This is a genomic window from Pseudomonas sp. UM16 (assembly GCF_050312595.1).
GTDB lineage: Bacteria > Pseudomonadota > Gammaproteobacteria > Pseudomonadales > Pseudomonadaceae > Aquipseudomonas.
Map to the genome: position 1 here is coordinate 235,398 of NZ_JBNPJT010000004.1, position 20,405 is coordinate 255,802.

Genomic DNA, 20,405 nt, shown 5'->3' on the forward strand with positions numbered 1-20,405 from the left:
CACACACCGTATGACCCGTTCCCCCCTGCGCCGCTTGATCTTTGGCGCTCTGCGTCGCCTGTTGTACCTGTGGGTTCGCTCCGAGACCATCAATCAGTCGTCCTTCACCCTCAACCTCGATCGCAGCCGGCCGGTGTTCTATGCCCTGCAGTCGCCGTCGTTGACCGACCTGGCAGTACTTGACCGTGAATGCAGCAAAGCCGGGCTGCCGCGCCCGGTGTTACCGGTGGCAGTGGGCAGCCTGGAGGAACCGGCCGCGTTTTTCTACCTGACGCCGGAGCCGGACTGGCTCGGTCGCCAGGACAAGCGCGGCGCGCCGCCGACCTTGTCGCGGCTGGTCAATGCCATCAGCCAGCATGCCGAAGAAGACGCGCAGATCATTCCGGTCAGTGTGTTCTGGGGCCAGTCGCCGGCCAGTGAATCAAGCCCGTGGAAGCTGCTGTTTGCTGACAGCTGGGCGGTTACCGGTCGCCTACGGCGGTTGCTAACCGTGCTGATTCTGGGACGCAAGACCCGTGTGCAGTTCTCCGCGCCCATTCACCTGCGCGAACTGGTCCAGCACAACAAAGGCCACGAGCGCACGGTCCGCATGGCCCAGCGCATGCTGCGGGTACACTTTCGCAACCTCAAGACCGCGGTCATCGGCCCGGACATCTCGCACCGCCGCAACCTGGTCAAAGGCCTGATCCACGACCCACTGGTGCGTCAGGCCATCGCCGATGAGGCCGAGCGCGAGAAAATCCCCCTGGCCAAGGCCGAAGCCCAAGCCCTGCGCTATGGCAATGAAATCGCCTCAGACTACACCTACACCGCCATCCGCTTCCTCGAAGTGGTACTGAGCTGGTTCTGGAACAAGATCTACGACGGTATCAAGGTCAACCATATCGAGCAGGTCCAGGGCATTGCCCCAGGCCATGAAGTCATCTACGTACCCTGCCACCGTAGTCATATCGACTACCTGTTGCTCTCCTACCTGCTGTTTCGCAACGGCCTGACCCCGCCGCACATCGCCGCCGGGATCAACCTCAACATGCCGGTAATCGGCGGCCTGCTGCGTCGTGGCGGGGCCTTCTTCATGCGCCGCACCTTCAAAGGTAATCCGCTGTACACGGCGGTATTCAATGAGTACCTGCACACCCTGTTCACCAAGGGTTTCCCGGTAGAGTACTTTGTCGAAGGTGGTCGTTCGCGCACCGGACGCATGCTGCAACCGAAGACCGGCATGCTGGCCATCACCCTGCGCAGCTATTTGCGCTCCTCACGTACGCCAATCGTCTTTGTCCCGGTGTATATCGGCTATGAACGCGTGCTTGAAGGCCGTACCTACCTGGGCGAGTTGCGGGGCGCGAGCAAGAAAAAAGAGTCGATCTTCGACATCTTCAAAGTCATCGGCGCGCTCAAGCAGCGCTTCGGCCAGGTGGCGGTGAACTTCGGCGAACCGATCCGTCTCGGTGCCTTCCTCGATCAGCAGCAGCCTGGCTGGCGCGAACAGGCGCACGCGCCGCAGTTCCGCCCGAGCTGGCTCAACGAAACCACTTCGCGCCTGGGTGAGAAGGTTGCACGCCACCTCAACGAAGCGGCCGCAATCAATCCGGTCAATCTGGTGGCCCTGGCCTTGCTCTCCACCAGCCGCCTGGCCCTCGACGAACGCGCCCTGGCACGAGTGCTGGACCTGTACCTGGCGTTGCTACGCAGCGTGCCGTATTCACCGCACACCACCTTGCCCGAAGGCGATGGCCTGGCTCTGATCAGCTACGTCAAGGGCATGGACCTGCTGGCTGAGCAGAGCGATGCGCTGGGTAGGATTCTCTACCTGGATGAGCAGAATGCGGTACTGATGACCTACTACCGCAACAACGTCCTGCACATCTTTGCCCTGCCGGCGCTGCTGGCCAGCTTCTTCCAGAGTAGCTCGCGAATGAGCCGTGAACTGATCCTGCAATATACCCGGGCGCTGTACCCGTACCTGCAATCGGAGTTGTTCATTCGTTGGGAGCTCGAAGAGCTGGATGGCGTCATTGACCAGTGGCTGCAAGCCTTTGTCGACCAAGGCCTGTTGCGCTACGAAAATGGCGTGTACCTGCGCCCGGCGCCAAGCTCGCGACAATTTGTGCTGCTGACCCTGCTGGCTCGGGCGATCACCCAGACCCTGCAGCGGTTCTACATGGCCACTGCCTTGCTGCTCAACAGCGGCCAGCACACCTTGAGCGCCGAAGAGCTGGAAGACCTGTGCGTGATCATGGCTCAGCGCCTGTCGATCCTGCACGGGCTCAATGCGCCGGAATTCTTCGACAAAACCCTGTTCCGCCACTTTATCCAGACCCAGATCAAACAGGGTGTGCTGCGCCCCGATACCAATGGCAAGCTGGGTTACCACGAGAAACTCAGCGAGCTGGCTGAAGGTGCAGCCAAGCGCGTGCTATCAGCGGAAGTTCGTTTGTCGATCCGCCAAGTGGCTTTGCACCGTGACGAACCGATGGCTCAGGTTTCCCTCTGACTCAACGCGACCTCCAGACGTAGGGTACGCCAGCAACTCATCACCCTACTCTGGAGATTGATCATGAATACCGAGACACACAACTGCCTGGAAGTCGAAGTGCTCTACCTCGAGCGCATCGCGCTGATTGGCGAAAACCTGGTGACCGTCAGCCTCAACGATGTGTCCCTGCAAGACGTGCCAGCCTTAACCATGGCCAGCCAAACCCTGCGTACCGACAAGAATGTGCCCTTCGCCTTCACGTTGCGCTACGACCCCAGTCTGATCAAAGACAACCACACCTACAGCCTCAGTGCGCGCATCGAACACGAAGGGCGCCTGCTCTACATCAACACCAGCGCCTACGAGGTGGATTTGAACAATCCGTCCGACACTCCGCTGACCGTGGTTGTACAACGCGTCGCCAACGGTTAAGGGCCATTGCGGCAAGCAGTGGCAGTTATGGCTGGTCTGCGACAGGAAATCCGTTACAGTTCAACGACGTCGATGAAGCTATCGACATTTACTGAACGGAGTTCCCATGAAAAAACTGCTGACCCTTTGCTGTGGCGCCCTGCTCGCTGCATGTTCGAGCAACGCCCCCGCCCCCAAAGCTTCGCTCGATGGAGAAGTCTTCTACCTGCAGCGCATCGCCCTGCCGCCAGCTGCAACCCTGAGCGTAAGCCTGCAGGACGTCTCGCTGATGGACGCACCGGCGGTGACCCTGGCCAGTCAGAACGGCCCTATCAAAGGTAACGTCCCGCTGCCGTTCCATTTGAGCTACGACCCAGCCCAGGTCAAACCTGGCCACCGCTACGCGGTCAGCGCGCGGATCGAGCTGGATGGCAAGCTACTGTTCATCAACACCGAGCATCATGGCGTGCAACTTGATGGCAACGATCCGCAACCGTTGCGTATCAAGGTCGATGCTGTTCGCTGATAGCCCGTGGTGATTTTTGATAAGGATACTGCCATGTTCCGCCCTGCTCTAACCTTCACTGGCCTGTGCGCCGGCCTGCTGCTGTCGGCCAACGCTCTGGCGCTGTCACTCAGCGATCTGTCGCAGAAAGACGCCTCTGGCGGCTTGAAAGATGCCCTTACTCAGGGCGCCCAGGTTGCCGTCAAGCAACTGGGTGCGCCCGGCGGCTTCAGCAACAACCCTGAGGTACGCATCGAATTGCCGGGCAAGCTCGGCAAAGTCGCAAAGAAAATGAAACAGTTCGGTATGGGAGCCGAGGTCGACGCCCTTGAGCTCAGCATGAACCAGGCCGCTGAGGCTGCCGTACCCCAGGCCCAGGCGCTACTGGTCGATGCCGTGAAGAAAATGACCGTCGATGATGCCAAAGGCATTCTCGCCGGTGGCAACGACTCGGCCACCCAATACCTTAGCAAGACCAGCCGCGAACAGCTGCGTGCGAAGTTCCTGCCTATCGTTAAGAAGGCGACTGATCAGGTAGGCGTGGCTCAGCAGTACAACAGCTTTGCTGGGCAAGCGGCGGCATTTGGTGTGTTGGATGCAAAGAGTGCCAATGTCGAAAGCTATGTGACCGAACAGGCGCTCAACGGCCTGTTTGAAATGATCGCCAAGCAGGAAGAAGGCATTCGCCAGAATCCGGCTGCGGCGGCTACCGGTTTGGCCAAGAAGGTCTTTGGCGCGATTTGATTCGGTAACGAGTGCATGCGTGCGGGTGCAGACTCCACGCATGCATCACTTAAGCTCCACTACCAGCATTTCCAAATTGGAACAGCCAATCTGCTTTGAAAGTATACCTGAGCAAAACCCGTAATCACTCAGGAGTACTTCAATGAGTCAATCCAACACGCTACAGATAACCGCCACCATCGACCCACGAATGCTCAATAGCAAAGGTTTTGATGATTCGCTCGATGACGCCACCTGTCATTGGCTGGAACTGTACGACGCCACTGACTTTTCCCTTCCTCCATCGATAATCTTTCACTCGAACGAAGCCTTGGAACTACCCAATACGTTCAACATTGATATTGGCAGTGAGTGCACAGTGGGTGCCCTCTACCTGCTTCGGCTGAAGTACAAAGTAAACGCGAAGCACCGTATCTCGGGAGATGTTCAATTCGAACTTCAGCCGTGCAATAAAACACCGCAAGGGATCACGCTGAAGCTCAGCTCCGGGCATGGACCGTGTCGAGGACGTACGGGGGCTTGTTTCCCGTGGTAATCACTGATCGGCTTTCGTAATACGAGCAGGGCGAGGTGCCTGTCACCTCGCCGCATTCGCTCAACTCGTCTTCCTGACCCTGAACCACGCTGCATACAGCGCCGGCAGGAACAACAGCGTCAATGCCGTCGCCACGATCAGCCCGCCCATGATTGCCACCGCCATTGGCCCGAAGAACACGCTGCGTGACAGCGGGATCATCGCCAGCACTGCCGCCAGTGCGGTCAGTACGATGGGCCGGAAGCGCCGTACCGTTGCCTCGATAATCGCCTGCCAGCGGTCCAGCCCGGCGGCAATGTCCTGTTCGATCTGATCGACCAGGATCACCGAGTTGCGCATGATCATCCCCGACAGGGCAATGGTTCCCAACATCGCGACAAAACCGAACGGCTGGCGGAACACCAACAAGAACAAGGTCACCCCGATAAGCCCCAGCGGCGCGGTAAGGAACACCATCACCGTGCGCGAGAAGCTGCGCAGCTGCAGCATCAACAAGGTCAGCACGACGACGATGAACAGCGGCACACCGGCGTTAACCGACTTCTGTCCACGGGTGGAGTCTTCCACCGTGCCACCGACCTCCAGCAGGTAACCATCCGGCAATTGGGCGCGCACCCCGTCCAGGGTCGGCAGGATCTGCTTGACCAGGGTCACCGGTTGTTCCTTGCCGTAGATATCCGCACGCACGGTGACGTTGGGCAGGCGATTGCGGTGCCAGATGATGCCTTCCTCGAAACCGTACTCCAGCGTCGCCACCTGCGACAGGGCCACACTGCGGCCATTTTCCGTCGGCACCGCCAGGCTCGGTAGATTGGCAAGCTCGGTACGTTCCTGCTGGGTACCGCGCAGGAGGATCTCGATCAACTCGTTGTCTTCACGGAACTGACTGACTACTGAACCGGTCAACGAACTCTGCAGGAACTTGGCCAGGTTGGCGGTGCTCACCCCAAGTGCGCGTGCGCGGTCCTGGTCGATATTGAGGTAGACCACCTTACTCGGCTCTTCCCAGTCCAGGTGCACGTTGACCACATGCGGGTTCTCGCGAACCTTGGCTGCCACCTTACGCGCCAAGGCACGGACCTGTTCGATATGCTCCCCAGTGACCCGGAACTGCACCGGATAACCCACAGGCGGACCATTCTCCAGACGCGTGACCCGCGAGCGCAGGTCAGGAAACTGTTCGTCGAGAGTAGCAATCAACCAGCTACGCAGCGCTTCACGCTCCTCGATGGTCTTCGCCAGCACCACGAACTGAGCGAAGCTGGCAGCCGGCAACTGCTGATCCAGCGGCAGGTAGAAACGCGGTGAACCGGTGCCGACATAGGCGACGTAGTTGTCGATGCCTGCGCGGTCCTTGAGCATCGCCTCCAGGCGATTGACCTGCTCGGCGGTGTTACTCAGCGACGCCCCTTCAGCCAGCTTCAAGTCGACCATCAATTCCAGCCGCCCGGAAGCCGGGAAGAACTGCTGGGGCACGAAGCGAAACAGCACGATGCTACCAATGAACAATGCAATGGTCGCCACGATCACCGTCTTGCGCCGCTCCACACACCACCCGACCAAGCGCCGAACCCGTTGATAGAACGGCGTGCCGTAAGGGTCGGGGCCGCCCTCAGCAGTGCCATGTTTGGCCGCATGCAACTTGGCCAGGTCCGGCAGCAGCCGCTGCCCCAAGTACGGCACAAACACCACCGCGGCAATCCACGAGGCAACCAGGGCAATGGTCACCACTTGAAAGATCGAGCGGGTGTACTCACCGGTGCTGGACTGGGCCGTAGCAATGGGCAAAAAGCCTGCTGCGGTGATCAGGGTACCGGTGAGCATCGGAAACGCTGTGCTGGTCCAGGCGTAACTGGCAGCCTTAAAACGGTCGTAGCCCTGTTCCATCTTGATCGCCATCATTTCCACTGCAATGATCGCGTCGTCCACCAGCAGCCCCAGGGCCAGTACCAATGCCCCGAGAGAAATCTTGTGCAGGCCGATGCCGAGGTAATACATCGTGGCGAAGGTCATCGCCAGCACCAGCGGGATCGCCAGGGCCACCACCAGGCCGGTGCGCATGCCGAGCGAGAAGAAACTCACCAGCAACACGATCGCCAGCGCCTCGACCAGCACCTGGACAAATTCACCGACCCCGGTTTTCACCGCCGCCGGCTGATCCGAAACCTTGCGCAGCTCCATACCGGCCGGGAGATTGTTGGCAATACGGGCGAACTCGACTTCCAGCGCTTTGCCCAATACCAGGATGTCGCCACCGGCCTTCATCGAGACAGCAAGGCCAATAGCATCTTGGCCCAAGAAGCGCATGCGTGGCGCGGGTGGGTCGTTGAAGCCGCGACGCACCTGCGCCACATCGCCGATACGGAACGTACGGTCGCCCACCCGGATCGGGAACTGTTCGATCTGCTCGACCGTGTCAAATCGCCCGCTCACCCGCAGTTGCAAGCGTTCGCTGGGGGTCTCGAAGAACCCGGCAGTGCTGACCGCGTTCTGCTCTTCAAGCGCCTGTTGCACGGCTGCCAGGGGTAAACCAAGAGTGGCCAGCTTGAGGTTGGACAGCTCGATCCAAATCTTTTCATCCTGCAAACCGAGCAGCTCTACCTTGCTCACATCTTTGACCCGCTGCAGCTGGATCTGCACGCGATCGGCGTAATCCTTGAGCACGGCGTAGTCGAAACCTTCGCCGCTCAGCGCGTAGATGTTGCCGAAGGTGGTGCCAAATTCGTCGTTGAAAAACGGCCCTTGAATGCCAGGTGGCAGGGTATGACGAATATCGGCAACTTTCTTGCGGATCTGGTACCACAGTTCGGGAATATCGGCCGAGTGCATCGAATCACGGGCCATGAAGGTGACCTGCGACTCACCCGGGCGGGAGAAGGAAACAATCTTCTCGTACTCGCCGGTCTCCATCAGCTTCTTTTCGATGCGTTCAGTGACCTGCCGCGAGATTTCCTCGGCACTGGCGCCGGGCCAGATCGTGCGAATCACCATGGCCTTGAAGGTGAAGGGTGGGTCTTCGCTCTGCCCCAACTTGGTGTAAGACAAGGCGCCGACCACGGCCAGCAGAATCATCAGGAACAGCACAATTTGCCGGTTGCGCAGGGCCCAGGCGGAAAGGTTGAAACCCATCGGGACTTACTCCTTGGCCGCCAGATTCACCACACGATTGGAACGATCCACCGGTCGTACCTGCTGCCCCTCCTGGAGCACATGCACACCGGCCGCCACTATCCAGTCCGAAGCATTGAGACCTTCAAGCACCGGCACACTGCTCTCGCCATAGGCACCCACCCGCACCGGAACGCGCTTGAGGGTGTTGCTGGGATCCACGCGCCAGACATACGTCTGGCCGTTTTCGGCGGTCAACGCCGACAGTGGCACTGACAGCGGCACCTGCTGTTCATGCTGGATAAACACTCGGGCGCTCTGGCCCAGCTCCGCTGGGATTTTGCCGGCGCTGAAGGCGATCCGCGCAGCGAAAGTGCGCGAGCGTGGATCGGCCGCTGGTGACAGTTCGCGAATACGTCCGTTGAAACGTTGATCCGGTTGCGACCACAACTCGACCGATACCGCTTGGCCGACTTTGAAACGGCCGAAATGCTGCTCCGGCAGGCCGATCAGCACTTCTCGCACACCGTCAGTGGCCAGGGTAAAGACTGTCTGCCCCGCCGACACCACCTGCCCCACCTCAACCTGACGTTTGGCGATCACCCCATCTTCGGATGCACGCAACACCGCATACTCGGCCTGGTTGCCGGCCACATCAAACTCGGCGCGGACCTGCTTGAGCCGGGCCAGGCCAGCGCGATAGAGGTTTTCCGCGTTGTCGTACTGCGAACGGCTGACCATCTGCCGTTCCAGCAGGATCTTGTAGCGATCGCGCTCGGTCTTGACCAGGTTCAGGTTGGCTTCGGCAGCCGCCAGTTGCGCACGACTGGCCTCCAACTGCAGACGCACATCCTGTGGGTCGAGCTCGGCCAAGGGCTGCTCAGCCTTGACCCGTTGCCCCTCCTCTACCAGGCGCTTGCTGACCTTGCCCGCAATGCGGAAGGCCAGCTCCGGCTCGAAGCGCGCACGTACCTCACCCGGATAGCTGTCGGCAGCAGCGCTGGCCGGTTGCGGCTGCACCACCATGGCAGGACGCAGGGAAGTCTGCGGCACACTCTCCTGCCCGCAGGCAGTGAGCAACACGGCAAGCGCAACGGGCGCAGCGAGGGGCAAGGCAAGGCGCAACATGATGAATGACCTTTCGCGAGTGACGCTTTGAATATTTATACTCGCGAGTATATTAAATCAGGCAATCACAGCGTGGAAGCGCCTGGCCAAGAGAAAAAACGTCTTAACAGGCTTTGCTTATGACGATATCTGCCTGCTCCACACGGGGCGGCGATGTACCATGTGCACTTACTGGAATCTGTATAACTGAACATGCCCAACGATCTCACCGCTCCTGTCGGCCCCGGCCGGCCCAAGGACCTGGCAAAACGCCAGGCCATTCTCGAGGCGGCCAAGCAGCTGTTTCTTACGCTTGGTTATGCCAGCACCAGCATGGATGCGGTCGCGACAGCGGCAGGTGTTTCAAAACTTACGGTCTACAGCCACTTCACTGACAAGGAGACGCTGTTCACCGCGGCAATCTCCGCCACCTGTACCGCGCAGTTGCCGGAACTGATCTTCGAGCTGCCCGACGGCGCACCGCTTGAGCAGGTGCTAGTCAATATTGGCTGTGGCTTCCAGGCACTGATCAGCAGTGACCAGTCGGTGCAACTGACGCGGCTGATCATGACCCTGGGCAATCAGGACCCCAAACTCAACCAGATCTTTTTCGAAGCCGGCCCGTTGCGGGTCCTGCGCGAAATGGAGTTGCTGCTACAACGCGTCGACCAACGCGGCCTGCTGCGCATCGAACATCCCGACAAAGCCGCGGAGCACTTCTTCTGCCTTCTCAAGGGCGCGCCGAATTATCGTCTGCTGCTCGGTTATGCTCCGGCCCTGGACGCCGAAGCTGCCCAGGCCCACGTTGCCGAAGTGGTCGAGATGTTCTTGCGCGCCTATCGCCCTTGATCAGGCCTTGAGAGCTTTTTTCGGGTAGATGTCGTAACGACTGGACTTGCCTTCCAGGCTATGGCTGGGCTTGGGCCCAGCAATGATCGGCGCCTTGCGCGGGCGCTTGACCACCACCCGGTGACTGGCCAGGGCCAAGGCTACTTCCAGCAGTGCTGGCGCGTCCAGATCATCACCTACCAGTGGGCGAAACACGCGCATTTCCTTTTTCACCAAGGCGCTTTTGTCGCGGTGCGGAAACATTGGGTCTAGGTAGATCACCTGCGGCGGCTCGCCCTGCCAGTTGCGCATGTGCTCGATGGCATTGCCGGTGAGCAGTTGCATACGTGACACGATGGGCCCGACCTCAGCATCATCGGCCGCCCGCGCCAGGCCGTCTTCAAGTAGTGCAGCAACCAGTGGCTGGCGCTCGATCAAGGTCATCTGACAACCCAGGCTGGCCAACACGAATGCATCCTTACCGAGCCCCGCCGTCGCATCGAGCACTTGCGGGCGCACGCCCTGGGCAATGCCCACGGCCTTGGCAATCATCTGGCCGCTGCCACCACCAAACACCCTTCGGTGCGCTGCCGCGCCTTCGACAAAATCGACGCGCACCGGCCCTGGCGCCTGCGGGCCAAGCTGCTGGATCTGCAAACCGCTGGCGCCGACCTGCACGGCGAACCCGGCGTTGTCGTCCACTAGTGGCAGATTCAGACGCTGCGCCCACGCCTGAGCCTTGGCCTGATAATCAGCTGTCAGTGCCTCGACCCGGATTCCGCCGTCCGCCAGTTGCTCTACCATCACACCCACTACTCAAAAAAATTAAATGATCGTCGGCCACGGCCGATATACGAAGTATTCGCTATTTTGCCAGACCTTCACGGCCCGCGACTGCCATGACCGACATTCTTCAGCTCAGCTCAGGTTACTTATCGCCCGTTGGCGATTATGGCCGGCACAATACCCAGGCACTGGGCGGCGTCAGCCACCTGTGGCAGGATTTTTTTGCCCGCGCCCTGGCCGAGCAGCAAGGTGAAGGCAGTCAGGCTGGCAGCATTGGCGCCGAGCAATTCGACAAGGTCACCGGTGAGCCCCTGAGCGGTAGCCAGGTGCTGGCACAGATTCACACGCAGCGTCTGTGCAACGTGCAGGAAACCGAGATCGCGCCGCCCGAGCCGTTGTTCCTGCCGATTGCCGAGTTCGAACCCGAACTGCTGGAAAAACTTGCCCCGCCCTTCAGTGCAGTTGAGCTGATCGAGCAGCAGCGTCAGCTGGACATCAGCAACGCCTGGGTTCGCCCAGTGGTCATGAGCCAGGGCCACCCACTGCCTGAGCCGGGACCAGCCCCCGCGCCAAAATCACTGTATCTGCCGATTGCCGAGTTTGAAACAGATCTGCTGGACAAGGCGCCCGAACCATTCGATGAGCCGACCCTGGTTGCCCAACAATCCGCGTTGGACTTCGACACCCGTTGGGCTCGCCCGGTCGTGCTTAACAACGTGCGCGTCGCCGCCTGAGCCTCAGCGGCAGATCTGCCAGAGGCCCATGTCCAGGTGAAAGTGATTGCGGTGCGCGGAGTTGTAATCCGGCCCAAGCACAGTATTGAAGCTATCACAGGCCCCGGCATGCACCTCGCGTAGAAATCGCGCCTTGGCGCCCTCGCCTTTCCAGTCGCTCAACAGATTGATCCGTTGCCCGTCCACCAAGCGAAAACCGGCGATGTCCAGGGCATTGGCCGAAGCATGCTGACTAAGCCGCGCGTTCTTGCGATTGTAGACATTGCGACAGGCAAAGCTGCCCAGGTGATCAACCTGCACCACCGCCTGGGAAAAAACCCGTTGTGCTGCGGGCTGCAAGGCATGGCGCTCGAACAGGGCGTAGGCCACCGCCAGCGGACAGGAGGCAAGAAAGCTGCTGCTCAAACGCACGGACGAACCTTCGACCCGCACGACGTTTTTTAACGGACAAGGCGCCTGTACCGGGCTGTCAGCCTGTGGGCGATAGCGCAGGTCGGAGGTGGCCAAGGCCTGGGCACAGCGTTGCGGATCGTCATCCAGGCGGCTCAGCTTGTAAGGCGTCAGTAGATTAGGAGCCTCGCGTACATCGAGCGCCGCCCAAGGGTTCCAGGCGTTCGGCAAGCGCACCCCCTGATACCAAGCAACTGACACCGCCGCTACCAGTAACAGACACAGCAGCAGGCCTTTGCCCATATAGATCAGCGCCTGAACAGCTGGTTGAGCTGATCAAAGCCCAGCGCCTGCTCAGCGTAGCTGAAACTACCCTGCTGTTTGATTTCCTCAGCGGCTCGAAAGAACGCGCCATAGGCGGCACGGGCCAACGACGAGCCAACGCTGATCCGCCGCACGCCCAAGTCCTGCAATTGATTGACGCTCAGATCCACGCCGCGCATGCCCATCAGCACGTTTACAGGTTTCGGTGCCACCGCTTGAACCACCGCGCGAATTTCCTCGGCGCTGCGCAGCCCTGGCGCGTAGAGCACATCAGCACCAGCTTCAGCGAAAGCCTGCAGGCGAGCAATGGTGTCGTCCAGGTCCAGGCGCCCGTGCAACAGGTTTTCGGCGCGAGCACAGAGCATGAACGGGAAGTCCAGGCTGCGGGCCGCAGCGACGGCAGCCTCAACCCGCTCCACGGCGTGGTGGAAGCTGTAGATAGGGTCTTCACTGTTGCCGCTGGCATCCTCTATAGAGCCACCCACCAACCCAGCCTGTGCTGCCTGCAAGATAGCGTCGGCACAGCCCTTGGGATCGTCGCTAAAACAGTTCTCCAGATCGGCGGCCACCGGCAAGGCCGTGGCATCGACAATGGCGCGGGCATTGTCGAGGGTTTCTTCCAGGGTCATGGCGCCTTCGGCGTCCGGTCGCCCCAAGGAGAAGGCCAGGCCGGCACTGGTAGTGGCCAGGGCCTCGAAGCCCAGGCTTGCCAACAGTTTGGCAGAGCCGGCATCCCAAGGGTTGGGAATGACGAACGCGCGATCGCGCTCATGCAAGGCTTTAAAAGCTTCGGCACGCAGGGTTTGTACATCCATGACATGACTCCCAGGCAAGCGGCAGAACGCGTTCAGAGCAGGCCGAGCTGTTCGACCTCAGGCGTCCTGTCCAGTTCAGGCAATGCCGGCAGCCCCGGCAGCCGCTCCATCAGTCCGCGATGAAAGCGCTGCGCCAGTGCCGCGGCCAAGCGATTATCAGCAGTATGCAGGAAAACATAGGGGCTGCGACCTTCCTCGATCCAGGCAGCGACCTTGTCCAGCCATGGCAATAGAAAGGTTTCGTTGGCCGCCAGTTCCGGGTGGCCGATAAAGCGCACCTGTGGATGCTGGCTGAAAGCCGTGGGACGCGGCGGCACCCGTGGCTTTTTCGCCTGGGCATGAAGCACGCCTGGTTCACGCGAGGTGCAGCTGAACAGGGCCCGAGGATCCAGACAAATACGCTCGACACCCCGCTCAAGCAGTAAGCGATTAAGCAAGCGCTCTTCTTCACCCTTGGCGAAAAACGCCTGGTTGCGCACCTCGACGGCGATGCTCACGCCAGCCTCATCGATAAACGCCAGCAGCTCTGCCAAGCGCGCCGGGCCGAAGGTCGCAGGCAATTGCAGCCAGTACGGAGCAACCCGCGCGCCCAGCGGCTTGAGCAGTTCAATGAAGGTTTGCGCAGCGACCAATTGCTCACGCAAGTCCCCGCCATGACTGATATCCCCAGGGAACTTGGCGGTGAAACGAAAGTGTGCGGGCATGACCTGAGCCCAGCGTTCGATGGTCGCTGGGGCCGGGCGGGCATAAAAAGTGGTGTTGCCTTCTACCGCATTGAAGACCTGACTGTAGAGGCCAAGAAAGTCCCCGGTTTTAGCGTCAGCCGGGTAGAGGTACTCGCGCCAGGCGTTTTCACTCCAGGACGGGCAACCGAGAAAATAGGGCAGTGTGGACAGACTCATTCATCAAATGTACAGGTCCAACCCCAGCACTTCCATCTCCCAATCAACGAAACCTGCCGTGGTCAGGTAGCTGGTCAGGGCCTGGGCTGTGCGTTTATTGCGCGCGCGGGGGAAGATCATGTCTTGCTGACGCACCGGCAAGCCACCGCTGCGGGCCTGGCCAGTGCTGGCCTGGTGCTGCACTTCGAACTCGCCAGGCAGATCCTCGTCCACATCATCGCTACGAACCGGCGCTTTGCGCGGGGCCCGCTTGATTGGGTAGGACTGTGAGGAAAAACCGTCGATACGCATGGCGATCTTCTCAGGAGCAATGATGGCAATTTAGCAGCATCAGAGTACCTACGCTAATGCCCGACTGATAACTGGACCACAGTTCGGGCAAAAGGTTTTATTTGGCCTGGGAATAACCGACGAACAGTAATCAGCGTGCTTTCGGCGTCGCCACGTTGTCGCGCAGGTACACAGGTTGGGCGAGGTCTGCTGCAATTGCTTCACCACGTTGCCAGGCAAAGGTGGCGAGGGTCAGCAGGTCCTGGGCATGCGGCAAAAGTGCTGCATCCTGGCCACTGAGCACCACCGGGATACGCTCAGCATAGCCCCAGCCGGTACCGGCGCCAAACCACTCACCGCTGACGCCCTCGGGCAGCACGGCACGCTCCGGTGGCAGCACCGCTTCGCTGCCGAGCAAACGCATTTCCCCATCGACTTGCTGATAGCAGCCCCAGTACACCTCGTCCATGCGCGCATCGATGGCCGCCGCAACCTGGCTCACACCCTGCTCGCGCATTGCACGCTGGGCCAGCACCGCCAGGTTCGATACCGGCAACACCGGGCGCTCCAGGGCAAAGGCCAGGCCTTGCACGACACCGATGGCAATGCGCACGCCAGTAAAGGCGCCTGGCCCACGACCAAAGGCAATGGCATCGACGGCTGACAGCGTCGTGCCAGCATCGGCCAGCAACTGCTGGATCATGGGAAGCAGCTTTTGCGCGTGCAGACGCGGGATCACCTCATAATGGCTGGAAACCTTGCCGTCATGCAGCAAGGCAACGGAGCAGGCTTCAGTGGCGGTATCCAGGGCCAGCAAGGTGGTCATCGGTGTATCCAGGCGAGAGAAAAAAGAACGGCATTATAAACAACAACGGCCCGCAAGCGGGCCGTTGTCTGCACCAGCAGGTAGCGATCAGCCCAGGGCTGACAGAACCTTGGCGGTAATCGCGTCGACCGAGCCAACGCCTTCAATGTGGGCGTACTTCGGCTTGCCGCCGTTAGCAGCCGACAGCTTTTGGTAGAAGTCGACCAGTGGCTTGGTCTGCTCGTGGTAGACCGACAGGCGATGACGCACGGTTTCTTCGGTGTCGTCTTTGCGCTGTACCAGCGCTTCGCCGGTAACGTCGTCCTGGCCGGCCACTTTCGGCGGGTTGTAGACCACGTGGTAAACGCGCCCCGACCCTTCGTGAACACGGCGGCCGGCAATACGCTGAACGATCTCTTCGTCTTCAACGGCGATTTCAACCACGGCATCCAGCTCGACGCCATTGGTCACCAGGGCTTGCGCCTGAGGAATGGTGCGTGGGAAACCGTCGAACAGGAAGCCGTTCGCGCAGTCAGGCTGGGCGATGCGGTCTTTGACCAGGTTGATGATCAGCTCGTCGGAAACCAGCTTGCCAGCGTCCATGATCGCCTTGGCTTCGAGGCCCAGCTCGGTGCCGGCCTTGACCGCGGCGCGCAGCATGTCGCCAGTGGAGATCTGTGGAATGCCGAATTTTTCGGTGATGAACTTTGCCTGAGTACCTTTACCGGCCCCGGGAGCTCCCAGCAGAATCACGCGCATATTGTGCTCCTCATTTTTGTAAGCAAATCAATGGATTCGGCGCAGAGGGCCAAGTCCGGAATTGGGTCATGACCACAAATCGGTCAAAAGGCTGCTCAAGATACACAGCGCCTTCAAGCCACACAAGCGGTCGAAAGTCGGAAAAAACTCTGCACACGGGGCTGGCAAAGCACAGGTTGCGCCGAGCGCAACCTATTGCTTTGCAAGCATTCTCACCGTCCTTGAACGGCCTCTGGCATCGACAATCTGGCGCTCAACCGGTGTTGCGCAAGCCCGCCGCGATGCCCGCCACAGTAACCAGCAAGGCCTGCTCCAGCGGGCTATCCAGAGCGGCTTCACGCTGACGCGAACGGGCCAGCAACTCCGCCTGCAATAGATGTAGCGGGTCCAGGTAAGTGTTGCGTAAACGGATGAATTCCAGGGTCTCCGGGCTGTGCGCCAGTAGCACCGGCTGCCCGGTCAGGCCCAGTACCACCTGGCAGGCCTGCGACAATAGGTCGCGCAAATGTACACCCAAAGGTCGCAGTTCTGGTTGCACTAGACGTTCGTCGTAGGAACGGGCGATCTCCGCATCGGCCTTGGCCAGCACCATTTCCAACATGTCGATACGGGTGCGGAAGAATGGCCATTGCTCGCGCATCTCGGCCAGTAACGGCCCCTGCCCACGCGCCAGCGCATTATTGAGTGCCGCTTCCCAGCCGAGCCAGGCCGGCAGCATCAAACGGGTCTGGGTCCAGCCAAAGATCCACGGAATCGCCCGCAGGCTTTCGATACCACCGGCACGACGCTTGGCCGGGCGGCTGCCCAATGGCAAGCGACCCAGTTCCTGCTCCGGAGTGGACTGACGGAAGTACTCGACAAACTCGGGGTTGTCACGCACCACGCTGCGGTAGGCCTTGACGCCGTCGGCGGCCAATTCGTCCATCAGCGCACGCCAGGCCGGTTGTGGCGGTGGCGGCGGCAGCAGAGTCGCCTCCAGCACGGCGGCCAGGTATAGGTTGAGGTTCTGTTCGGCGATGTCCGGCAGACCGAACTTGAAGCGGATCATTTCGCCCTGTTCGGTGGTACGGAAACGCCCGGCCACCGAGCCTGGTGGCTGCGACAGAATCGCCGCGTGAGCCGGGCCGCCACCGCGCCCGACGGTGCCGCCACGTCCATGAAACAGCAACAGCTCGACCTGCTGTTCACGACAAATCTGCACCAGGGTCTCTTGTGCCCGGTACTGAGCCCAGGCAGCGGCGGTGGTACCGGCGTCCTTGGCCGAGTCGGAATAGCCGATCATCACTTCCTGCGGGCCGTGCAAGCCAGCGCGGTAGCCCGGCAAGCCGAGCAGACGCTGCATGACCGGCCCGGCGTTATCAAGGTCGGCCAGGGTTTCAAACAGCGGCACCACGCGCATCGGTCGCCGCACCCCGGCTTCCTTGAGCAGCAGTTGCACAGCGAGCACGTCGGAAGCAGCACCGGCCATGGAGATCACATAAGAACCCAGCGACGCGGCAGGTGCGGCGGCAACCTCGCGGCACGTGGCAAGTACCTCGGCAGTGTCAGCCTGAGGCTTGAAGTCCCTTGGCAGCAGCGGACGACGGCTGTTGAGTTCCTGCTGGAGGAAAGCGATACGGGTGTCTTCGTCCCAATCGGCATAACGTCCCAAGCCCAGGTACTCGGTGATCTCGCTGAGCGCTGCGGCGTGCCGCGCGGCATCCTGACGTACGTCCAGACGCACCAGAAATAGACCGAAGGTGACAGCCCGGCGCAGGCAATCGAGTAGCGGACCATTGGCGATCACGCCCATGCCACAGGCATGCAGCGACTCGAAACACAGGTGCAGGGGTTCGAACAGCTCATGGTTGTCCTGCAGCACCAACGCGGAAGGCACCTGCGCCGAGGTCAACGCACTATGCGCCCAACTCCGGGTTTCACGCAGGCGATCACGCAATTGCTTGAGCAGCGCGCGGTAAGGTTCGGCAGAGTCGCCCACCTTGGCCCTCAGCGCTTCACTGGCCTGCTGCATGGACAGTTCAGAGGCCAGAGCATCGATATCACGCAAGAACAAATCAGCGGCCATCCAGCGCGCCAGCAACAGCACCTCGCGAGTTACCGCGGCGGTAACATTGGGGTTGCCATCACGGTCGCCGCCCATCCACGAGGCAAACCGGATGGGTGCAGCCTCAAGCGGCAAGTGCAGACCGGTGGCTGCGTGCAGGGCCTTGTCGACCTTGCGCAGATGATGAGGAATGGCATGCCAGAGCGAATGCTCAATCACTGCAAAGCCCCACTTGGCTTCGTCCACCGGTGTTGGCCGAGTACGGCGGATTTCTTCAGTGTGCCAGGCTTCGGCGATCAGACGCTGCAGACGCTCGCGGACCTGCTCACGCTCGGCTGGAATCAGGTCGCGATGATCCTGGGCGGCCAATTGTGCGGCAATGGCATCGTACTTCTGGATCAGTGTGCGGCGTGCCACTTCGGTGGGGTGAGCGGTCAGCACCAGTTCAATGCTCAGCTTGCCCAACTGGCGCGCCAGGGCATCGTCACTGTGCCCGGCGGCCTTGAGCCGTGCCAGCAGCTCAGGCAGTACCCGCGACTCGAAGGGTTCGTTCTGGCCGCCATCGCGACGACGAATCAATTGATACTGCTCAGCAATGTTGGCCAGATTGAGAAACTGGTTGAAGGCCCGCGCCACAGGCAACAACTCATCTTCGACGAGGTCGTCGAGACTCGAACTCAACTGCTCGGCTGCACCACTGCGATCAGCCTTGGCGCTGCGACGAATGGCTTCGATTTTCTGCAGGAACGCTTCGCCATGTTGCTCACGAATGGTGTCCCCCAACAACTCACCCAACAAATGAACATCTTCACGCAAGCGCACATCGATATCAGTCATCAGCCTTGTCTCCGGCATTCCTGGAAAACCGCTCTGGGTCCAGAGTGCCCCACTACCGGTCGTGCTTTCAAGGCAGACCAAAGCCTGCACAGTGACTACGCTCAAATCAGGTACCCAGGGTTTTACGAGGTGATCATGAAAATTCGCGAGCTTGCGCAGCATTGGGAACAGAACGCCAAAGGCCGCCTGAGCCCCACCGGCCATGTCCTGCACCTGGACGTGGAATCGGCGGCGCGTCTGGCCGCACTCACTGAGATGTACCCTAAACGGCGCCCCGAAGAGCTGCTCGGCGAGCTACTGGGAGCCGCACTGGAAGAGCTGGAAGCGAGCTTTCCCTACATCCAGGGCCAGCAGGTCATCGCCACGGATGAAGAAGGTGATCCGCTTTACGAAGACATTGGCCCGACCCCGCGCTTTCTGGCGCTATCGCGTCGCTATCTGCACGACATGAGCAGTCGCAACGACGAACAAACCCACTGACGCCCCCTGCCCCAAGCCGCTGTCGGGCGCCTGAACAGGCGCCCGGGTACCACGGCCTGCGCCTGAAGTTCCACAAGAATGGCGGTTCAATTCGTTGCTAAAACCGGCGAACGTGCGGCAATTTTTCTGAACTATTGAAAAAATGCTTCAGTCAGAACCTGTAGCCATCTGGCAAAGACCACCTGCAAACGCGCGGACCATGGTCCCGCAGCAGTTGATTGGCGCCAATGGACTGTTAAGGAATTCGTTGTTCATCAGGAGCGATCCAATGGAGTTGACCACCATGAAGACCCCTACCGCAATGACCTCAACGAAGCCCCTGCGCGGGCTCAAACTGGCCACACTGGCACTGGGCAGCAGCTTGATGCTGGCTGGCTGTGCCGGCAACCCACCCAGCGAGCAGTTTGCCGTGAGCCAATCAGCCGTCAATTCCGCGGTCAGCGCTGGCGGCACCGAGTTTGCCGCGGTTGAAATGAAAGCGGCCCAGGACAAGCTCAAGCAGGCTGAAATTGCCATGCACGACAAACACTACGACGACGCCAAGCGCCTGGCCGAGCAGGCTGAATGGGACGCCCGGGTAGCCGAACGCAAAGCTCAGGCCGCCAAGGCCGAAAAAACCGTACAGGATGCCCATGAGGGCGTACAGGACGTGCGTGAGGAAGGTATGCGCAACACCCAGTGAGGTGGCGCTGTCGACCCGTGCATTGGTAAACAATTAAAGGATAAACTGCTATGCGTAAAGACATGATGATCCCCGCCCTTTTGGCCCTGAGCGTTGGCCTGGCCGCGTGTTCGACGCAGCCGAACGCCAACCTGGAGTCGGCCCGGACCAACTTCTCGACCCTGCAAAGCAACCCACAGGCGAGCAAAGTTGCCGCCCTGGAAACCCAGGAAGCTCAGGACTATTTGAACAAAGCCGATAAGGCCTACATGGAGAAGGAAGACCAGGAACAGGTTGACCAGCTCGCTTATCTGACCAACCAGCGTATCGAGGTGGCCAAGCAAACCATCGCCTTGCGCACCGCCGAAGCCACTCTCAACGATGCTTCAGACAAGCGGGCTCAGGCCCAGCTTGATGCCCGCGATGCGCAGATCAAGAAACTGCAAGACAGCCTCAATGCCAAACAGACCGAACGCGGCACCCTGGTGACCTTTGGCGATGTGCTGTTCGACTTCGACAAAGCCACCCTCAAAAGCAGCGCCTACCCCAACATCACCAAACTGGCGCAGTTTCTCCAGCAGAACCCTGACCGTAAGGTGATTGTCGAGGGCTACACCGACAGCAAAGGTAGTGCCAACTACAACCAGTCGCTGTCTGAGCGCCGGGCCTCCTCGGTGCGCATGGCGCTGGTGCGTGCCGGGGTGGACCCGGCGCGAATTGTTGCCCAAGGCTATGGCAAAGAGTTCCCGGTAGCGGATAACGCAAGCAACTCGGGGCGGGCGCAGAACCGTCGGGTGGAAGTGACTATTTCCAATGACAATCAGCCGGTGGCACCGCGGGCAGTGAGCCAGGCGCATTGATGTTGTAGATAGCGTCTTGCC

20 protein-coding genes are annotated in these 20,405 nt (G+C 60.4%); 10 read left to right on the forward strand and 10 right to left on the reverse strand.

The features are described from left to right. Positions 1 to 10 precede the first annotated feature (10 nt). The 5 genes from plsB (at position 11) to ACQRAX_RS06515 (ending at position 4,674) form a co-directional block, all read left to right on the forward strand. The gene (gene plsB / locus ACQRAX_RS06495) at positions 11 to 2,497 is read left to right on the forward strand and encodes a glycerol-3-phosphate 1-O-acyltransferase PlsB (protein WP_412037907.1); all 2,487 of its coding nucleotides are present in this window, start codon (positions 11 to 13) and stop codon (positions 2,495 to 2,497) included. A gap of 63 nt (positions 2,498 to 2,560) precedes the next feature. Then, positions 2,561 to 2,911 (forward strand): YbaY family lipoprotein, encoded by a 351-nt coding sequence (locus tag ACQRAX_RS06500; RefSeq protein ID WP_412037906.1) that lies wholly within the window; start codon positions 2,561 to 2,563, stop codon positions 2,909 to 2,911. A 106-nt stretch (positions 2,912 to 3,017) separates the two neighbouring features. Then, positions 3,018 to 3,416: a YbaY family lipoprotein gene (locus ACQRAX_RS06505; protein ID WP_412037905.1), complete on the forward strand. Its 399-nt coding sequence runs from the start codon at positions 3,018 to 3,020 to the stop codon at positions 3,414 to 3,416. 33 nt (positions 3,417 to 3,449) lie between these two features. Next, on the forward strand, positions 3,450 to 4,139 hold the full coding sequence (locus ACQRAX_RS06510; RefSeq protein ID WP_412037904.1) for a DUF4197 domain-containing protein: 690 nt from the start codon (positions 3,450 to 3,452) through the stop codon (positions 4,137 to 4,139). Between the two features lie 142 nt (positions 4,140 to 4,281). Beyond that, positions 4,282 to 4,674 (forward strand): hypothetical protein, encoded by a 393-nt coding sequence (locus ACQRAX_RS06515; RefSeq protein ID WP_412037903.1) that lies wholly within the window; start codon positions 4,282 to 4,284, stop codon positions 4,672 to 4,674. A 60-nt stretch (positions 4,675 to 4,734) separates the two neighbouring features. Here ACQRAX_RS06515 and ACQRAX_RS06520 read toward each other — a convergent pair whose 3' ends face one another. Together ACQRAX_RS06520 and ACQRAX_RS06525 are read right to left on the reverse strand one after the other, a co-directional pair. Further along, entirely contained in the window at positions 4,735 to 7,803 is a 3,069-nt protein-coding gene (locus tag ACQRAX_RS06520) for an efflux RND transporter permease subunit (RefSeq protein ID WP_412037902.1), read from the reverse strand. A gap of 6 nt (positions 7,804 to 7,809) precedes the next feature. After that, entirely contained in the window at positions 7,810 to 8,910 is a 1,101-nt protein-coding gene (locus tag ACQRAX_RS06525; RefSeq protein WP_412037901.1) for an efflux RND transporter periplasmic adaptor subunit, read from the reverse strand. A 192-nt stretch (positions 8,911 to 9,102) separates the two neighbouring features. Here ACQRAX_RS06525 and ACQRAX_RS06530 point away from each other — a divergent pair, with 192 nt between their 5' ends. Continuing rightward, a complete protein-coding gene (locus tag ACQRAX_RS06530) occupies positions 9,103 to 9,738 on the forward strand; it encodes a TetR/AcrR family transcriptional regulator (RefSeq protein ID WP_412037900.1) in 636 nt (211 codons plus the stop codon). Here ACQRAX_RS06530 and ACQRAX_RS06535 read toward each other — a convergent pair whose 3' ends face one another. Next, positions 9,739 to 10,521 carry a class I SAM-dependent methyltransferase gene (locus tag ACQRAX_RS06535; protein WP_412037899.1) on the reverse strand — a complete coding sequence of 261 codons (783 nt, stop codon included), beginning with the start codon at positions 10,519 to 10,521 and terminating at the stop codon, positions 9,739 to 9,741. It lies immediately after the preceding gene. A gap of 95 nt (positions 10,522 to 10,616) precedes the next feature. Here ACQRAX_RS06535 and ACQRAX_RS06540 point away from each other — a divergent pair, with 95 nt between their 5' ends. Then, positions 10,617 to 11,237, forward strand: coding sequence for an energy transducer TonB (locus ACQRAX_RS06540; protein WP_412037898.1), 621 nt, complete (start codon positions 10,617 to 10,619; stop codon positions 11,235 to 11,237). 3 nt (positions 11,238 to 11,240) lie between these two features. On the opposite strand, the gene ACQRAX_RS06545 is transcribed toward ACQRAX_RS06540, so the two are convergent. The 7 genes from ACQRAX_RS06545 to ppc all read right to left on the reverse strand — a co-directional run bounded on the left by ACQRAX_RS06545 (position 11,241) and on the right by ppc (position 18,383). Beyond that, complete coding sequence (locus tag ACQRAX_RS06545) at positions 11,241 to 11,930, reverse strand: extensin family protein (protein ID WP_412037897.1); 690 nt, start codon at positions 11,928 to 11,930, stop codon at positions 11,241 to 11,243. 5 nt (positions 11,931 to 11,935) lie between these two features. Then, complete coding sequence (locus tag ACQRAX_RS06550; RefSeq protein ID WP_412037896.1) at positions 11,936 to 12,766, reverse strand: isocitrate lyase/PEP mutase family protein; 831 nt, start codon at positions 12,764 to 12,766, stop codon at positions 11,936 to 11,938. Positions 12,767 to 12,798: 32 nt separating this feature from the next. Beyond that, positions 12,799 to 13,668 carry a DUF72 domain-containing protein gene (locus tag ACQRAX_RS06555; RefSeq protein WP_412037895.1) on the reverse strand — a complete coding sequence of 290 codons (870 nt, stop codon included), beginning with the start codon at positions 13,666 to 13,668 and terminating at the stop codon, positions 12,799 to 12,801. 3 nt (positions 13,669 to 13,671) lie between these two features. After that, complete coding sequence (locus ACQRAX_RS06560; protein WP_412037894.1) at positions 13,672 to 13,959, reverse strand: hypothetical protein; 288 nt, start codon at positions 13,957 to 13,959, stop codon at positions 13,672 to 13,674. A gap of 130 nt (positions 13,960 to 14,089) precedes the next feature. After that, positions 14,090 to 14,764 carry a tRNA (adenosine(37)-N6)-threonylcarbamoyltransferase complex dimerization subunit type 1 TsaB gene (gene tsaB / locus ACQRAX_RS06565; RefSeq protein ID WP_412037893.1) on the reverse strand — a complete coding sequence of 225 codons (675 nt, stop codon included), beginning with the start codon at positions 14,762 to 14,764 and terminating at the stop codon, positions 14,090 to 14,092. 87 nt (positions 14,765 to 14,851) lie between these two features. Next, positions 14,852 to 15,502: an adenylate kinase gene (gene adk / locus ACQRAX_RS06570; RefSeq protein ID WP_412037892.1), complete on the reverse strand. Its 651-nt coding sequence runs from the start codon at positions 15,500 to 15,502 to the stop codon at positions 14,852 to 14,854. Positions 15,503 to 15,755: 253 nt separating this feature from the next. Next, on the reverse strand, positions 15,756 to 18,383 hold the full coding sequence (gene ppc / locus ACQRAX_RS06575) for a phosphoenolpyruvate carboxylase (protein WP_412037891.1): 2,628 nt from the start codon (positions 18,381 to 18,383) through the stop codon (positions 15,756 to 15,758). 135 nt (positions 18,384 to 18,518) lie between these two features. Here ppc and ACQRAX_RS06580 point away from each other — a divergent pair, with 135 nt between their 5' ends. The 3 genes from ACQRAX_RS06580 (at position 18,519) to ACQRAX_RS06590 (ending at position 20,384) form a co-directional block, all read left to right on the forward strand. After that, positions 18,519 to 18,863: a pilin assembly protein gene (locus ACQRAX_RS06580; protein WP_412037890.1), complete on the forward strand. Its 345-nt coding sequence runs from the start codon at positions 18,519 to 18,521 to the stop codon at positions 18,861 to 18,863. Between the two features lie 268 nt (positions 18,864 to 19,131). Then, the gene (locus tag ACQRAX_RS06585; protein ID WP_412037889.1) at positions 19,132 to 19,545 is read left to right on the forward strand and encodes a DUF4398 domain-containing protein; all 414 of its coding nucleotides are present in this window, start codon (positions 19,132 to 19,134) and stop codon (positions 19,543 to 19,545) included. Between the two features lie 50 nt (positions 19,546 to 19,595). Next, a complete protein-coding gene (locus ACQRAX_RS06590; protein ID WP_412037888.1) occupies positions 19,596 to 20,384 on the forward strand; it encodes an OmpA family protein in 789 nt (262 codons plus the stop codon). Positions 20,385 to 20,405: the final 21 nt, after the last annotated feature.

What these genes read in the sequence shown, in the direction of transcription:
- ACQRAX_RS06550 (WP_412037896.1), bottom strand. Translation starts at nt 12,766, where the DNA reads ATGGATGTACAAACCCTGCGTGCCGAAGCTTTTAAAGCCTTGCATGAG.
- ACQRAX_RS06530 (WP_412037900.1), top strand. Translation starts at nt 9,103, where the DNA reads ATGCCCAACGATCTCACCGCTCCTGTCGGCCCCGGCCGGCCCAAGGAC.
- ppc (WP_412037891.1), bottom strand. Translation starts at nt 18,383, where the DNA reads ATGACTGATATCGATGTGCGCTTGCGTGAAGATGTTCATTTGTTGGGT.
- ACQRAX_RS06510 (WP_412037904.1), top strand. Translation starts at nt 3,450, where the DNA reads ATGTTCCGCCCTGCTCTAACCTTCACTGGCCTGTGCGCCGGCCTGCTG.
- tsaB (WP_412037893.1), bottom strand. Translation starts at nt 14,764, where the DNA reads ATGACCACCTTGCTGGCCCTGGATACCGCCACTGAAGCCTGCTCCGTT.
- adk (WP_412037892.1), bottom strand. Translation starts at nt 15,502, where the DNA reads ATGCGCGTGATTCTGCTGGGAGCTCCCGGGGCCGGTAAAGGTACTCAG.
- ACQRAX_RS06585 (WP_412037889.1), top strand. Translation starts at nt 19,132, where the DNA reads ATGGAGTTGACCACCATGAAGACCCCTACCGCAATGACCTCAACGAAG.
- ACQRAX_RS06520 (WP_412037902.1), bottom strand. Translation starts at nt 7,803, where the DNA reads ATGGGTTTCAACCTTTCCGCCTGGGCCCTGCGCAACCGGCAAATTGTG.
- ACQRAX_RS06535 (WP_412037899.1), bottom strand. Translation starts at nt 10,521, where the DNA reads ATGGTAGAGCAACTGGCGGACGGCGGAATCCGGGTCGAGGCACTGACA.
- ACQRAX_RS06505 (WP_412037905.1), top strand. Translation starts at nt 3,018, where the DNA reads ATGAAAAAACTGCTGACCCTTTGCTGTGGCGCCCTGCTCGCTGCATGT.
- ACQRAX_RS06580 (WP_412037890.1), top strand. Translation starts at nt 18,519, where the DNA reads ATGAAAATTCGCGAGCTTGCGCAGCATTGGGAACAGAACGCCAAAGGC.
- ACQRAX_RS06515 (WP_412037903.1), top strand. Translation starts at nt 4,282, where the DNA reads ATGAGTCAATCCAACACGCTACAGATAACCGCCACCATCGACCCACGA.
- ACQRAX_RS06590 (WP_412037888.1), top strand. Translation starts at nt 19,596, where the DNA reads ATGCGTAAAGACATGATGATCCCCGCCCTTTTGGCCCTGAGCGTTGGC.
- ACQRAX_RS06500 (WP_412037906.1), top strand. Translation starts at nt 2,561, where the DNA reads ATGAATACCGAGACACACAACTGCCTGGAAGTCGAAGTGCTCTACCTC.
- plsB (WP_412037907.1), top strand. Translation starts at nt 11, where the DNA reads ATGACCCGTTCCCCCCTGCGCCGCTTGATCTTTGGCGCTCTGCGTCGC.
- ACQRAX_RS06555 (WP_412037895.1), bottom strand. Translation starts at nt 13,668, where the DNA reads ATGAGTCTGTCCACACTGCCCTATTTTCTCGGTTGCCCGTCCTGGAGT.
- ACQRAX_RS06525 (WP_412037901.1), bottom strand. Translation starts at nt 8,910, where the DNA reads ATGTTGCGCCTTGCCTTGCCCCTCGCTGCGCCCGTTGCGCTTGCCGTG.
- ACQRAX_RS06560 (WP_412037894.1), bottom strand. Translation starts at nt 13,959, where the DNA reads ATGCGTATCGACGGTTTTTCCTCACAGTCCTACCCAATCAAGCGGGCC.
- ACQRAX_RS06540 (WP_412037898.1), top strand. Translation starts at nt 10,617, where the DNA reads ATGACCGACATTCTTCAGCTCAGCTCAGGTTACTTATCGCCCGTTGGC.
- ACQRAX_RS06545 (WP_412037897.1), bottom strand. Translation starts at nt 11,930, where the DNA reads ATGGGCAAAGGCCTGCTGCTGTGTCTGTTACTGGTAGCGGCGGTGTCA.